Below are 14,095 nucleotides of genomic sequence, written 5' to 3' on the forward strand. Positions count from 1 at the left end.
TCGTTGCCGGGGAGGGGGAGGGTCAAAAGTTCAGGCCCTTCCGCTCGGACACCGCGCCCTCAGTCGTTTTTTTACACCCGCGAAATTAAAAATTCAGGAGTTGCGCGATGGGAGGCACCGCCAAGGTCGCCGGCCGTGGTCGCAAACCCAAGCCGACGGCCAAGAAAGAGCTAGCCGGCAACCCCGGAAAACGGGCCTTGAACAAGGCCGAGCCGCAGTTCGCCACCATCACCAATGTGGATCCGCCGGACTGGCTGAGCGATCGTGCGGCCACAATGTGGAAGATGCTGGTACCCGAGCTGCTACGCGAGAATGTCATCGCGCTGACTGACCTGCACAACGTTGAGGCTTTCTGCACCGCCTACAGCAACTGGCGAATGGCCCAGGAGGCTGTCGACCAGTTCGGCCCGGTGGTCGAGTCATCGCAGGGCAGCCCGATGAAGAACCCAGCGCTTACCGCTGCAAACGAAGCAATGCGTCAGATCGTGACATTCGGGTCGATGCTGGGCCTGGACCCAGCCAGCCGAACCCGAATCATCGGCGGCAACAAGCAGAAATCCACCAACGAGTTCGCAGCCCTACTGAGTTCCTGATGGCCAGAGCCAAATACACCAACGTCGACAAGGCGATGGCGTGGGCAAAGTCCGTCCTCAAAGGAAAGTTTCCCGCTTGCCGCTTCATCCACCAGGCGATAGAGCGGCACTTCGATGACGTAGCGGCCAGCCGATCGAAGGATTACCCGTACAAGTTTGATCCGGCCAAGGCCGAGAAGAAGTTGCGCCTCATGCAGCTGCTTCCCCACACCAAGGGCGAATGGGCGTTCAAGCGACAGCTGATCACCCTGGAACCCTGGCAGCTCTTCGGCCTGGCCTGCACCTTCGGCTGGGTCCGGAAGAAGGGTGGGTACCGGCGCTTCCGCGAGAGCTATTGGGAGGTGCCGCGCAAGAACGGCAAATCGGTGATCGCCGCTGGCGTCGGCATCAGCATGTTCACCGCCGACAATGAGTTCGGCGCCGAGGTCTACTCCGGAGCGACCACCGAGAAGCAAGCGTGGGAGGTATTCCGGCCTGCAAGGCTGATGGTCAGCCGGTCGCCCATGCTGATCGAGGCAGCTGGCATCGAGGTCAACGCCTCGAACTTGAACATCCCGTCGAACGGCAGCCGCTTCGAGCCGCTGATCGGCAACCCAGGTGATGGTGCATCGCCGTCCTGCGCGATCATTGACGAATACCACGAGCACGACAGCGCGGCCCAGTACGACACGATGCTCACCGGCATGGGTGCACGGCGGCAGCCGTTGATGTTCATCATCACCACCGCCGGCGCGAACATCGAGGGGCCGTGCTACGACAAGCGCCGCCAGGTCATCGAGATGCTCAACGGCACCGTGCCGGACGACGAGCTGTTCGGCTATATCTGGACGCTCGACGAGGGCGACGACTGGACCGACCCGAAGAACCTGGCCAAGGCCAACCCCTGCATGGGCGTGTCGGTCTTTCAGGAGTACCTGGAGAGCCAGCTGGCCAGGGCGATCCGCTCGGCGCGCTTCACCAACACGTTCAAGACCAAGCACTTGAACCTGTGGGTGAGTGCCAAATCCGGCTTCTTCAACATGGAAAGCTGGAAGGCCTGCGAGGACAAGACGCTCTCGCTTGAACAGTTCGAGGGTCAGGAGTGGATTGCCGGCTTCGACCTGGCGCGCAAGCTGGACATGAACTCCAGGGCCAGGCTGTTCTGGCGCGAGATCGAAGGGAAGACCCACTACTACAGCGTTGCTCCGGCGTTCTGGGTTCCCGAGGACACCGCTAACGACGTGGACAACAAGCGCATGGCCGAGCGCTTTCAGGCCTGGGTCAACACCGGCCACCTGACCACAACACCAGGCGCCGAGGTCGATTACCGAGAAATCCTCGAGGACACCAAGGAAGCCAACAAGCTGGCGCCGATCAGGGAAAGCCCGATCGACCCGCACGGCGCCACGGGCCTGAGTCATGACCTGGACGATGAAGGCTTCAATCCGATCACCATCACCCAGAACTACACCAACATGTCCGACGGCATGAAGGAGCTGGAGGCCGCAATCGAGGCGGGTAGGTTCCATCACGACGGCAATCCGATCATGACTTGGTGTATCGGCAACGTCATCGGCAAGAACCTGCCCGGCAATGATGACGTGGTGCGACCGATCAAGCAGGGCGAAGACAACAAGATCGACGGGGCAGTGGCGTTGATCATGACGGTTGGCCGGGTGCTGGCTAACGCAAACCCGGAGGAAACGCTCTCCGACCACATCACCAAGCACGGAATCAGAACTCTATGACCTCTCACAACGAGGCGCCCCGCAGTGGTGGGGTGTCCGCGCTCGCTCGTCTGCGCGAATCCTTGCCGGACGCGGTAGGCCTGGCCGGGTTTGCGCTACTTGCACGGGGCCTGTGGATCGGCATGGGCGAAGCCGTGGCACTCTCGGTGTGCGGCGTGATCCTCATGGCGCTTTCGGCCTACGCCGTCACGCGAGGAGGTAGCTGATGTTCAAGGCCCTTCTTGGAAGAAAAAACAATCCGCTAATCATCGATACGCCGGAGAAACTGGCGCAGGCGCTAGGCTCTGGCTACGAAAGTGCATCCGGTCAGCGGGTGACCACTACCAGCGCCTTGCAGCAGTTGGTGGTCTTCAATTGCGTGAGGGTGCTGGCTGAGTCGATCGGCATGCTGCCTTGCCGGCTGCTGAAGCAAGACGGCAAGGTCAGGGCGCCTGCCACCGGCCACAGGCTATATCCACTGCTCACCATGGCCCCGAACGGCTACATGACGGCCCAGGAGTTCTGGGAACTGATGGTGGCCTGCCTGTGCCTGCGCGGCAATTTCTACGCCTACAAGGTCAAGGCCCTTGGCAATGTCGTCGAGTTGCTGCCGATCAACCCCGACCGGGTTCAGCCGAAGCTCAAGGACGACTGGTCCGTCGAGTACAAGGTCACGTTCAACAGCGGCCAGGAGACCTTGAGCCAGGACGAGATCTGGCATGTACGCCTGATCACGCTCGACGGACTCGTCGGCTTGAACCCAATCGCATACGCCAGGCAGACGCTCGGACTTGGCCAGGCGATGGATGCTCATGCAGCCAAGCTGTTCACGAACGGCGCGGTCACCAGTGGCGTCCTGCGAACTGAGCAGCAGCTCACCGACGAGGCATTCGGGCGGCTGAAAACTGAATTCCAAGGCGAGCACATGGGTGTGGCAAACGCCTACAAGCCAATGATCCTGGAGATGGGACTGGACTGGAAACCGATCAGCCTGAATGCCCAGGACACCCAGTTCATCGAGTCGAAGAAACTCACCGAGGCGCAGATCTGCGGCCTGTTCCGCGTTCCGCCGCACCTGGTGGCGAACATGGACAAGATGACGCTCAACAACGTCGAGCAGTTGGGGATGAGCTTCGTCAACTACTCACTTGTGCCGTACCTGACTCGAATTGAGCACCGCATTCAGGTCGGCCTGCTCAACGAGAAAGACCGGCTCAACCACTACGCAAAATTCAATGCTGGCGGACTCATGCGCGGCGACCTGAAAGGCCGCTATGAGTCCTACGGCAAGGGCATCCAGTGGGGAATCCTCAGCCCGAATGACTGCCGCGAGCTGGAAGACCTGAACCCGCGCGAGGGCGGGGATGTGTACCTGACCCCGATGAACATGACCACCAAACCAGAGGCTGCCGGCGATGCAGACAAAACAGCGCCTTGACCTGCCGCTGACCATCAAGTCGGTCAGCGACAACGGCGAGTTCGAGGGCTACGGCTCGGTGTTTGGCGTGGAAGACAGTTACGGCGACGTAGTTGTCCGCGGCGCCTTTGCCGCAAGCCTTGCCAAGTGGAATGAGAAAGGCCGGCTGCCGGCCATGCTTTGGCAGCACAACATGAGCGAGCCGATCGGTGTGTACACCGAGATGCGCGAGGACGAGGTTGGGCTGTACGTCAAAGGGCGGCTGCTCACAGAAGCTGATCCTCTGGCGAAACGCGCTCACGGCCACATGAAGGCCGGGAGCCTGACTGGCATGTCCATCGGCTACATGCTCGACGACTACGAGTACGACAAGGAGAAGGGCATCTGGCTGCTGAAGGCGATCGATCTCTGGGAAGTCTCCCTGGTCACCTTCCCGGCCAACGATGAAGCCCGGATCACTGACGTGAAATCTCTGCTGGCCCGCGGCGAAACCCCGCCGCCCAGCAAAGTGGAGCGAGCCCTGCGCGAGGTAGGGTTCTCCGGCTCCCAAGCCAAGGCCTTCATGGCCAAGGGCTACGGCGCAGTTTCACCGCGAGAGGCGGGTGCCGACGCATCACTCAATCACTTGAAATCCCTTATTGACCGCATTGAAGGAGCCTCTCATGGCCGTTGAAGAAAAAGACATCAAAGAAGTCGCCGATGCCCTGGGCAAGAAGTTCGACGAGTTCAAGGAAAAGAACGACAAGCGCATCGAAGGTCTGGAGGCCGAGAAGGGCAAGCTGACCGGCCAGGTCGAAACGCTGAACGAGAAGCTGGGCGAGCTGGACGAGCTCAAGTCGTCGCTCGAAAAGGAACTGGCTGACCTGAAGCGCCCCAACGGCACCGGCACCAAGGCTGCAAGCGAACACAAGACTGCTTTCATGCAGTTCGTGCGCAAGGGTATCGACACCGGCCTGGGCGAGCTGCAGGCCAAGGCGCTCCAGATTGGCGCCGATGCAGACGGTGGCTACGCCGTGCCCGAGGAATTGGATCGCAGCATCATCGAACTGCTGCGCGACGCGTCGCCGATGCGCCAGGTGTGCAACCAGATCACTGTCGGTTCCCCAGACTACAAGCGCCTGGTCAGCCTGGGCGGCGCAGGTTCTGGCTGGGTCGGTGAAACCGATGCCCGCCCGGCGACCGGAACCCCGACTCTGGCGCAAATCTCGGCCTTTATGGGCGAACTCTACGCCAACCCACAAGCCACTCAGACCAGCCTCGATGACATCTTCTTCGACGCCGAAGCTTGGCTCGATGGCGAGGTCGCCCGCGAGTTCTCCGACAAGGAGGGCAATGCATTCACCTTGGGCAATGGCTCCGGCAAGCCAAAGGGTTACCTGGCCTATGAACTGGTGACCGACACTGACAAGACCCGGGCCTTCGGGAAGCTGCAGAAGATTTTGTCCGGTGCGGCCGGCAGTTTCACCGCTGACAACCTGATCGACCTGGTGCACTCGCTCAAGGCCGGCTACCGGGCCAATGGTCGCTTCATGATGAACAACCTGACCGTTGCCCGCGTGCGCAAGTTGAAGGACAGCGACGGCAACTACCTGTGGCGCCCTGGCCTGGAGCTCGGTCAGCCATCGACGCTGCTGGCCTACGGCATCACCGAGAATGAGGACATGCCGGATGTCGCCGCTGACGCTAACGCGATTTCGTTCGGCGACTTCAAGCGCGGCTACACCATCGTTGATCGCCTCGGCACCCGCGTGCTGCGCGATCCGTACACCAACAAGCCGTTCGTGGGCTTCTACACCACCAAGCGCGTCGGCGGCATGCTCACCGACTCTCAAGCGATCAAGGTCCTGACCCTGAGCGCCGCCTGATCTACCGGGCGCCTTCGGGCGCCCATGCTTAGGAGGTTTTATGCCGATTATTCTCGTGAAGAAGCCATTTCCGTTCGCCCCTGATGGTAATCAGGTGATCGAAGTTCAGGCTGGCGAGCAGGACGTGTCCGATCGCTGCGCGCTGGTGGCAGTGGATCACCTAGGGGTCGCTGAGTACCTCAGCCAAAAGGGCCCGCCGGTACCACGCGAAGATGGTCCGACCGTTGCCGAGTGGGTTGAGGCTGGCTATCTGGCGGCGAACTATCCGCCAGAGGGCTTTTCCTCGCGCAGCTCACAGGAGGAAATCGACGCGGCTATCGAGTTGCAGAAGGGCGCCGAAAACGAAACTGACCCGATGAAAATGACCGTTCCCATTCTGAAAGAATGGCTCACCGCTCACGGTATCGAATTCGCGGCAGACGCGAAAAAGCCCGCGTTGCAGGCCCTGGTGCCGAAAAATGATTGACCTCGACACCGTGAAGTCGCACCTGCGGGTTGACGGTGATGAGGAAGACGCCCTGATCCAGGCATACACCGACGCGGCATTCAGCACGTTCGAGCAGTGGACCAACCGCAAGCTGCTTGCTGAAGGTGATCCGGTGCCAGAGCCGGCTGGGAATGTGCTGGTCATCAGCAATGCGATTCGCCAGGGTGCGTTGCTACTGATCGGACACTGGTACTCGGCCCGGGAAACCGTTGTAACCGGGACGATTGCGACCGAAATGCCAATGGCTACCCAAGCTCTTTGGGGGCCTCATCGCTGGGTGAATGTATGAGGGCTGGCGACCTGAGGCACCGGATAGAGCTACAGCAAAAGGTATCTTCTCGCGATCCTGATACTGGCGAATACGGTGAGCTGGAGTGGCAGAAGTTTGCCACGGTGTGGGCTCAGGTTTCCCCATTGTCAGCGCGCGACTTGGTGGCTGCTAAGGCTGCACAGTCTGAGGCAACAGCACGCATGGTCATCCGGTATCGCCTTGGGGTGCTGCCGACCATGCGGATCATCTATCGCGGCGAGGTGTACAGCATCGAAGGCCCGCCCCTGGAAGACGACAAGTCCGGACGGGAGTACCTGACGATTCTGGTCTCGAAAGGGGTGAAGGATGGCTGACGGCGTCGAGTTCAGTATCACCGGCCTGGACAGCCTGCTCGGAAAACTGGACTCGATCAGCTATGACGTTCGCCGCAAGGGTGGTCGAGCGGCGCTGCGCAAAGCTGCCCAGATCGTAGCGCAGAAGGCCAAGGAAGGTGCCGAACGCATCGACGATAAAGCCACTGGGCGGTCGATCTCGGACAACATTGCCCTGCGCTGGAATGGACGCTTGTTCAAGCAAACAGGCGATTTGGGCTTTCGCATCGGCGTGCTACACGGTGCTGTGCTGGCGAAGAAGGGAGAGGAGGTTGATACCTCGACCAATGCCCCGACTCCGCATTGGCGCCTCATTGAGTTCGGTACCGAGCTCATGGCAGCGGCACCGTTCATGCGCCCGGCCCTGGCCAACAGCATCAGCGAGGTGACCAATACCTTCGTCACCGAATATGAGAAGGCGATTGACCGGGCCATCCGGCGCGCCGCGAAGAAGGCTGCATCCTCATGAAGGCACCGATTTTTGAAGTCTGCTCCCAGGATGCCGGTGTAACGGCGCTGCTCGGGGCCGGCGCCGATCTCCGGCTGTACTCGTTTGGCGAAGCACCGGATGGCGTGGTCAAGCCCTACGCGGTTTGGCAGCTGGTGAACGGTACCCCGGAGAACTACCTGGCCGGTCGGCCCGATGCCGACGGCTTCACCCTGCAGGTCGATGTGTACGGGGCCACCGACACCTCGTCGCGTCAGGTGCGCGAAGCCATTCGTGACGCAATCGAATTGAGGGCCTACGTCACGCGCTGGGGCGGTGAGAGCCGAGACCCAACCACAAACAATTACCGAACCAGCTTCGACGTGGACTGGATAGTCCGACGCTGATCAACCCAGCCCGCCAAGCGCGGGCTTTTCTTTGCCCGACAGGAGATCACCATGTCGATTTTGACCCAAGGCACCCAGGTATTCGCCCTGGTTCCGCCCGTATCCGGTACCGGCCCGTTGACCGTCATGGAAGTTGAGTGCGCCACTGCGTTCAACCCTGGCGGGGCGCCTGCGGATCAGATCGAGGACACCTGCCTGAGCTCGAAGGAGCGTACCTATAAAAAGGGTTTGCGCACTCCGGGCCAGGCATCCCTCACCGTGAACGCTGACCCGAACAGCGACAGCCATATCCGACTACACCAGTTGTCCGAAGCGGATGGTGATACCACGATCCGGTGGGCCGTGGGCTGGTCGGACGGACCGCTGGATGCTGACGGCACGCCAACGGCGCTGCCCACCCTCAACACCGAAGGGGATGACTTCGAGCTTCCAGCGACTCGAACCTGGTTCGTATTCCAGGGCTATGTTGCTGACTTCCCGTTCGACTTCGCCGCCAACGCCGTGGTCAGCACTGCGGTATCCATTCAACGCTCGGGCGGTTCCGCCTGGATCAAGAAAACCGCTTGAGGGCCAGCATGAAGCTCACCATTGACTCGCTGCAAAAGTCTGGTTCGTTTACCGGGCGCCCAGTTGAAAAGCCAATCACCTGGCAACAAGGTGAAGACACTTTTACCGCTACCGTTTTCGTTCGCCCTTTGGGTTACCAGGCCGCTGTGAGTGACGTACTCGCCGCAACCGGTAAGCAGGACAGCATTGCTGGTCGTATCGCCGCCGCCATTTGCGATGAAGATGGCAACCCGGTGTTCACCGCGGTGGACATTACCCATGGCCCGCTTGACCCCGTAGAGCTCGTCAAGGATCCGAAAAGCACCAAGCGGCTTGGCGCGCTCGATGGCAACCTCACGGTAGCGCTGCTGACGGTGATCCATGAGGTGAACAACCTGGGAAAGATGTCGAGCTCACCGACCTCGACGAGCTCTGGCACGAACTCGTCCTCGCCGGAGTCGGCGGCCAAACGATCGCCCAGGCGCAAGAAAACCTGAGCCTTAGCGAGTTCTACTCGTGGGCCAAGTTCATAAAGCGCCGCGGGTCTTTGCATGTCGGCATGCGAATCGAGCGTGTCGGCGGGCTCCTCGCCTCGATCATGGCCAACCAATGCCGGGACACCAAGATTCGGCCGGTGCCGTTTACGCCGGAAGACTTCACCCCACACGACCAGGCAGGGCCGGTCAGTCTGGAACAGGCAATCGAATCCTGGTCCTGACCTGACGGCCTTGCCTTGCGGTGTGGTTTCCCATGTTCGGAGAAAGAGATGGCAAGCAAGGCTCTTGGCACCTTGACGCTTAATGTCATCGCCCAGGTGGGAGGATTCGTCGCCGGCATGGACAAGGCCGAGCGGAGCTCCCTCAAATGGCGAAAGGAAGTGGAGAAGAATGCCAAGGCTGCTGGAGTAGCAATTGGCGCTGGGATAGCCGCTGGCGTTACGGCGCTCGCGGCGTTCACTGTTTCCACCGTACAGGCGGCAAGTGAAATCAGCCGCTTCGCCTCCGTGGCCGGCAGCAGCACGACGGAGTTTCAGAAGTACGCGGCAGGTGCCAAATCGGTAGGCGTAGAGAACGACAAGCTGGCGGACATCTTCAAGGATGTGAACGACAAGGTTGGTGACTTCCTCCTCAATGGTGGCGGCGAACTGCAGGACTTCTTCAAGACCATCGCCCCCAAAGTTGGGGTGACCGCCGATCAGTTCCGCAACCTGTCAGGCCCGCAGGCCCTGCAACTGTTCGCCACAAGCTTGCAGAAGGCAGGCCTGAGTCAGGCTGAGATGACCCAGCAGATGGAATCGCTGGCCAACGATGCGACCCTATTGCTACCGCTATTGCGCGACAATGGGGCAGGCTTCGCGGTGCTCGGTGATGCTGCTGAGAAGGCAGGCGCGATCATGGGTGAGAAGACCATTGTTGCGACCCAGAACCTGGCGGCAGCAGGGTGGCTGGCCGAGCAGTCAATGGCGGGCATCAAGAACCAGATGGCTGCCGCGCTCATGCCTACGCTGAGCGATTACTCCAACATTCTGTTCGACTTGAGCCAGGACACTGAGTCGATGTCGGTTCTGTCGGAGGGGCTCCGGCTGATCCTGGATGTCAGTGCCAAGACGGCATTGATGGTCGCCTATGCCTTTGAGCTGACCGGGAGATCCATTAAGGGCCTTGTCACCATCATCGGCGGCGCGTTTGATGGAGTGGACTTGTCCAAACCGTCGGAAGTGATCGGGAAAATTCAGGAGAACTCGTCACGCCTGGCTGATGGAGTGGGCAAAGACCTTGATCGGATGGATGAGCGTTATAACCGCTTGTGGGTCCGTATTGATCAGGCCGGCTCATCTGGCCAGGCCAGTGGCAAGATCAAGGAGATCGCCGGCGCCCTGGCCTTGCTGAACAAGGAAGGCGCGAAGGGAACCTTCAAGGCCCCGACTGCCGATGCCCAAGCCGCAGCAAAGGCAGCTGAAGCCGCAGCCAAAAAGCTCCAGACCCAGTTCGACACGACCGAGGAAGGTTACAAACGACAGATTGAGCTGATCAACACTGAAGTAGACAAGCGCAAAGATGCGACCGAAGTGGCCAAGCTGCAGTTCGAAATGACCGCCGGAAAGCTGAAAGGCCTGAGTGGCCAGCAGCAGACCCGCCTTTCGCAACTGGCCGAAGAACTGGACCGACTCAAACAGCTCAAGCAGGCCAATGAGGACAATGCTAAAGCCGCTTCCTATGCCGCCACGCTGGCCGCCTCAAATGCAACCGCGCGTTCCGGGTTTGCAATTGACCTGGCTGGTGCTGGTCTCGGCGACAAGGCCCGGGATCGGCTGCGGCAGAACCTGCAGATTGAGCAGGAGTACAACGACAAGCTGTCTGAACTGCAGGCGCAGCGTAACGCCGGTGACATAAGCGACTCACTTTTCCGCAAGGAAACTGGCTTGCTCAAGGCTTCTCTTGCTGAGCGCCTAGCCGACCAGCAGGGCTACTACGCGCAGCTTGACGATGCGCAATCGGACTGGCTCTCCGGCGCAAGCGATGCGCTGCACAACTACATGGACCAAGCCAAGGATATTGCCGGCCAGATGGGCAACGCCTTTACCTCGCTGTTCGATGGGTTGACCGATGCAGCGGTCGAGTGGGCCTTCGGAGCGGACCAGAAGTTCGGTGATGTGGCGGCCAGCTTCGGCAAGATGGTTGCCAAAATGGCCATGCAAGCGGCAGCGTCCAATGTGTTTTCCAGCATCCTCCCTAGCCTGGCCACGTCCGCCGCTGGGTCGTACGCGTCGTCAGCCTCTGCGGGAGGTTCCAGTGGGTTCGATTTCGGGCTGGGTAGCGCTTCATCTGGCATGACTTACACGCCAAGCGGATTCTGGGATGGTGGCTACACCGGCTCAGGCGGCAAGTTCGACCCTGCTGGCATCGTTCACGCTGGAGAGTTCGTGCTGCGCAAGGAGGTTGTGGAGCAGCCTGGCATGCGAGCCTTCCTGGAAGGCCTCAACGCGAAGGGGTATGCAGATGGCGGGTACGTCGGCCCTAGTGCGAGCTCCTACTCGAGCGACGCGATGCAGGCTATAGGCCAGGGCGGAGGTAGCTCGCCAGTGATCATTCAGCAGCAGATATCTGTCGATGGATCCGGTGGCCAGGCTGGCACGGCAACTGGCGACATGAATGCAGTGGCTCAAGCCTATGCGAAAGCTGCTCAGGATGGCGCCCGCCAAGAGATTGCTAAGCAGCTTGGTCGTGGCGGGATGATCTGGACTGCAATCAACCGCCCCGTTCGCTGACATAAAACAGAGCATCCACCATGGCAGACAACTTTACCTGGTGCCCGTATATCGAACCGACGGGCACCGGGACATTCCGCGTGCGCAGCGCGCAGTTCGGAAACGGCTACCGGCAGGTGGCCGGGGATGGCATCAACAATGAAGTGCAGAGCTGGCCTTTGACCTTTCGAGGGAAGGAGGCCTATGTGCTGGAGATCCTGGGCTTCTTACGAGCTCGGAAAGGATTCATACCATTCAACTGGACCCCACCGCTTGGGGTGCCTTCGCTCTTTACCTGCGCGACCTGGGGCGTTACGCCACACGGAGCCGGGATGTTCACCCTGACCGCGACCTTTGAGCAGCACTTTGGAGCAGCCTGATGGCCGAAAGCATTTACGAGGAGATTCAGAAGCTCACGCCCGGCCAGTACGTCGAGCTGTTTGAGCTTGACCTCACAGCCCTGGGCGGGGATGTCTACTATTTCCATGGCTATACCCAGGTGGGCCCGATCTTCTGGCAGGCGATGGAATACTCGCCTTGGCCGATCAAAGTTGAAGGTATGGGCATGACGGGGGAGGGGCAGCAGAATAGCCCGACCCTTTCCGTCGGTAACGTTTCCGGCATGATCACCGCCCTTTGCCGGATTTATGACGATCTGATTGACGCCAGGGTGGTCCGTCACCGAACACTCGGCCGATTCCTCGACGCAGCCAATTTCCCTGATGGGAATCCGGAGGCGGACCCGGATGAGCACTTCGCTGATGACGTCCTGACCATAGACCAGAAGCAGTCAGCAGACGGCGAGCTGATCTCATTTGTCCTCAAGTCGCCGCTAATCGCCTCCGACCGCAAGCTGCCAGGCCGGCAGATCGTCGCAAACTGCTGCCAGTGGCTCACCATCGGCGGGTACCGAGGCGCTTACTGCGGCTACACCGGATCGAATTACGCGACCGACAAGGACGTGTCGACCGAGGACCCCGAGCAGGATATGTGCTCGGGCACGCTCACCGGTTGCAAGCTGCGTTTTGGCGCGAACAACCCGCTGCGTTACGGCAGCTTCCCCTCCGCAGGCAATTGAAAGAAGGAACAGGTCATGACCAAGTCCACCGAAATCGTCAACATCCGAAGGGATCGCTTTGCTCTGAGCCAAGCGGACATTATTGACGCCTTGCAAAGAAAATATGGCGAAGATCCAGCCTTCCGCGAAGGTCAGCTGGAGTCTGTGAGTGGCGTCAGTTTCTTAGCTGGCCCAGAGGGTATCGAGACCGAAGCGGTTTTCGTTACTGAGCTTTGACCTGTAGGTCGGCAGACTCGGATTTTGCTTCAAGCTCTTCGACCCGCCTGGCCAGATACTCAACTGCTTTAGCGGTGCTCTCGATGGCCTCGAGAAGAGCTTGTGCCGTGTGCTCTGGCCTTCCCCCTTGTATTAAGCCTCGCGCTACGGATTGCGCGCTCCTGATCGAGCGGTTTAGGTGACTTACAACTTCTTGAGTTGTGCTGCTCATGAAAACCTCCATGTGTTTAGTGGAGGCGAAACGCTACTACCCCTTAGTGCCGTCGCGTTACTGGCCTTTCATCCAGCCTGGACATCTACCCATGAAAATCCCACAAGGTGTGATCCACGCCATGTACATGCACGCCCGCGAGAAGGCTCCAGAGGAGTGCTGCGGGCTTCTGGTACGAACTGGTCGGAAGCTGACGTACCTGCCGATGGCCAACTCTGCGGCGAATCCTCAGCAGGATTTTCGCATCCGCGCCGAGGACTGGGCTGACGCCGAGGATCAGGGGGAGATTGTCTCGGTGGTCCATAGCCACCCCGGCCAATCTGCCCGGCTCAGCGGTGCCGATCGGACGGCAATGGAAGCGACGGCTTTGCCCTGGATCATCATCGAGGTGCGAGAGGGCGAGCCTGTGGCGCACCTAGTGCATGAGCCCACCGGTTACCAGGCCCCGCTGGTGGGTCGACCGTTCCATCACGGAGTGCTCGACTGTTACACCTTGGTCCGGGACTACTACCAGCGCGAATTGGGCATCACCCTGCCTGACTTTGAGCGAGAGGACGGCTGGTGGGAGAAGGGACAGGACCTGTATGCCGACAACTTCGAGAGCGCGGGATTCTATCCGGTAGACCCGGCCGAGCTTCGCCAGGGAGACCTGATCGTCATGCAGGTGCGCTCCGAAAAGGCGAACCACGCCGGCGTGTACTTGGCTGATGGCCGACTGAGAACTGAGCCAGAACACCACCCGGTGCCCGGCGGAATCTTGCACCACCTCTACGGCCGCGACTCAAAGCGTGATGTGTTTGGTGGCTTCTGGCGCGAGGCGGCCCGGTTCTACATGAGGCATCGCGATGTGAGGTGACTGCTGGTACATTCTCCGCTTTGACAGGGAGGCCGTATATGAAGCGGACAATTCTTTTGGCGTGTGCTGTTGCCATTGCCGGTTGCTCGACTCCGACCATGCCGGAAATGCGGTCTGCTGGGCCTAGCCAGACGCTTGAGTCGCGAAAATCAGAGGATGAGTATGCGAAATGCTTGCTCTTTGCTTGGCAGGACATGCGCTTAGCTGGAGAGCTCAACAAAGCTTCTATTCAACCTGGCCGTAATGGCGGGACGACTGTTCTGGCGCGGGATGGTGGTTTTTTTGCGGACATCTCTGCGGTGCAGGGTAGGACGTCGGTTAAATATTACGAAACATCAGATACATGGATATCTAAGCGGCTCAGAGAGCCGGTTAAAAAGTGTTTGTGATTTTCAAC

At 60.0% G+C, this 14,095-nt stretch carries 20 protein-coding genes; all 20 read left to right on the plus strand.

Annotation, left to right across the window (positions count from 1 at the left end):
* Positions 1-107 precede the first annotated feature (107 nt).
* The 20 genes from PspTeo4_RS00310 (at position 108) to PspTeo4_RS00405 (ending at position 14,087) form a co-directional block, all read left to right on the plus strand.
* Complete coding sequence (locus tag PspTeo4_RS00310) at positions 108-593, plus strand: phage terminase small subunit P27 family (protein WP_322361847.1); 486 nt, start codon at positions 108-110, stop codon at positions 591-593.
* Positions 593-2,320: a terminase large subunit gene (locus PspTeo4_RS00315; RefSeq protein WP_322361848.1), complete on the plus strand. Its 1,728-nt coding sequence runs from the start codon at positions 593-595 to the stop codon at positions 2,318-2,320. Before PspTeo4_RS00310 ends, PspTeo4_RS00315 begins: the two co-directional genes overlap by 1 nt.
* A complete protein-coding gene (locus PspTeo4_RS00320; protein WP_322361849.1) occupies positions 2,317-2,526 on the plus strand; it encodes a hypothetical protein in 210 nt (69 codons plus the stop codon). The genes PspTeo4_RS00315 and PspTeo4_RS00320 overlap by 4 nt, the downstream gene beginning before the upstream one ends.
* Positions 2,526-3,737: a phage portal protein gene (locus PspTeo4_RS00325; RefSeq protein WP_322361850.1), complete on the plus strand. Its 1,212-nt coding sequence runs from the start codon at positions 2,526-2,528 to the stop codon at positions 3,735-3,737. The genes PspTeo4_RS00320 and PspTeo4_RS00325 overlap by 1 nt, the downstream gene beginning before the upstream one ends.
* Positions 3,715-4,389, plus strand: a complete 675-nt coding sequence (locus PspTeo4_RS00330; RefSeq protein ID WP_322361851.1) for an HK97 family phage prohead protease — start codon at positions 3,715-3,717, stop codon at positions 4,387-4,389. The genes PspTeo4_RS00325 and PspTeo4_RS00330 overlap by 23 nt, the downstream gene beginning before the upstream one ends.
* Positions 4,379-5,581 (plus strand): phage major capsid protein, encoded by a 1,203-nt coding sequence (locus tag PspTeo4_RS00335; RefSeq protein WP_322361852.1) that lies wholly within the window; start codon positions 4,379-4,381, stop codon positions 5,579-5,581. Before PspTeo4_RS00330 ends, PspTeo4_RS00335 begins: the two co-directional genes overlap by 11 nt.
* 40 nt (positions 5,582-5,621) lie before the next feature.
* Complete coding sequence (locus PspTeo4_RS00340; RefSeq protein WP_322361853.1) at positions 5,622-6,047, plus strand: HeH/LEM domain-containing protein; 426 nt, start codon at positions 5,622-5,624, stop codon at positions 6,045-6,047.
* On the plus strand, positions 6,040-6,357 hold the full coding sequence (locus tag PspTeo4_RS00345; RefSeq protein ID WP_322361854.1) for a head-tail connector protein: 318 nt from the start codon (positions 6,040-6,042) through the stop codon (positions 6,355-6,357). Before PspTeo4_RS00340 ends, PspTeo4_RS00345 begins: the two co-directional genes overlap by 8 nt.
* Entirely contained in the window at positions 6,354-6,692 is a 339-nt protein-coding gene (locus PspTeo4_RS00350) for a phage head closure protein (protein ID WP_322361855.1), read from the plus strand. Before PspTeo4_RS00345 ends, PspTeo4_RS00350 begins: the two co-directional genes overlap by 4 nt.
* Positions 6,685-7,179, plus strand: coding sequence for an HK97-gp10 family putative phage morphogenesis protein (locus PspTeo4_RS00355; RefSeq protein WP_322361856.1), 495 nt, complete (start codon positions 6,685-6,687; stop codon positions 7,177-7,179). The genes PspTeo4_RS00350 and PspTeo4_RS00355 overlap by 8 nt, the downstream gene beginning before the upstream one ends.
* Entirely contained in the window at positions 7,176-7,544 is a 369-nt protein-coding gene (locus tag PspTeo4_RS00360) for a DUF3168 domain-containing protein (RefSeq protein ID WP_322361857.1), read from the plus strand. The genes PspTeo4_RS00355 and PspTeo4_RS00360 overlap by 4 nt, the downstream gene beginning before the upstream one ends.
* A gap of 51 nt (positions 7,545-7,595) precedes the next feature.
* Positions 7,596-8,111, plus strand: a complete 516-nt coding sequence (locus PspTeo4_RS00365) for a phage tail tube protein (protein WP_322361858.1) — start codon at positions 7,596-7,598, stop codon at positions 8,109-8,111.
* Between the two features lie 8 nt (positions 8,112-8,119).
* Positions 8,120-8,587, plus strand: coding sequence for a phage tail assembly chaperone family protein, TAC (locus PspTeo4_RS00370; RefSeq protein WP_322361859.1), 468 nt, complete (start codon positions 8,120-8,122; stop codon positions 8,585-8,587).
* Positions 8,588-8,649: 62 nt separating this feature from the next.
* Positions 8,650-8,808 carry a hypothetical protein gene (locus PspTeo4_RS00375; protein WP_023381828.1) on the plus strand — a complete coding sequence of 53 codons (159 nt, stop codon included), beginning with the start codon at positions 8,650-8,652 and terminating at the stop codon, positions 8,806-8,808.
* A gap of 48 nt (positions 8,809-8,856) precedes the next feature.
* Complete coding sequence (locus tag PspTeo4_RS00380) at positions 8,857-11,358, plus strand: phage tail tape measure protein (protein WP_322361860.1); 2,502 nt, start codon at positions 8,857-8,859, stop codon at positions 11,356-11,358.
* Positions 11,359-11,378: 20 nt separating this feature from the next.
* Complete coding sequence (locus PspTeo4_RS00385) at positions 11,379-11,717, plus strand: phage tail protein (protein WP_023381826.1); 339 nt, start codon at positions 11,379-11,381, stop codon at positions 11,715-11,717.
* Positions 11,717-12,415 (plus strand): phage minor tail protein L, encoded by a 699-nt coding sequence (locus PspTeo4_RS00390; RefSeq protein ID WP_322361861.1) that lies wholly within the window; start codon positions 11,717-11,719, stop codon positions 12,413-12,415. The genes PspTeo4_RS00385 and PspTeo4_RS00390 overlap by 1 nt, the downstream gene beginning before the upstream one ends.
* Positions 12,416-12,430: 15 nt before the next feature.
* On the plus strand, positions 12,431-12,631 hold the full coding sequence (locus tag PspTeo4_RS00395; RefSeq protein WP_322361862.1) for a hypothetical protein: 201 nt from the start codon (positions 12,431-12,433) through the stop codon (positions 12,629-12,631).
* Positions 12,632-12,933: 302 nt separating this feature from the next.
* Positions 12,934-13,698, plus strand: a complete 765-nt coding sequence (locus PspTeo4_RS00400; RefSeq protein ID WP_322361863.1) for a C40 family peptidase — start codon at positions 12,934-12,936, stop codon at positions 13,696-13,698.
* A 38-nt stretch (positions 13,699-13,736) separates the two neighbouring features.
* Positions 13,737-14,087, plus strand: coding sequence for a hypothetical protein (locus PspTeo4_RS00405; RefSeq protein ID WP_322361864.1), 351 nt, complete (start codon positions 13,737-13,739; stop codon positions 14,085-14,087).
* Positions 14,088-14,095 lie beyond the last annotated feature (8 nt).

It is taken from the genome of Pseudomonas sp. Teo4, assembly GCF_034387475.1.
Taxonomy (GTDB): domain Bacteria; phylum Pseudomonadota; class Gammaproteobacteria; order Pseudomonadales; family Pseudomonadaceae; genus Aquipseudomonas.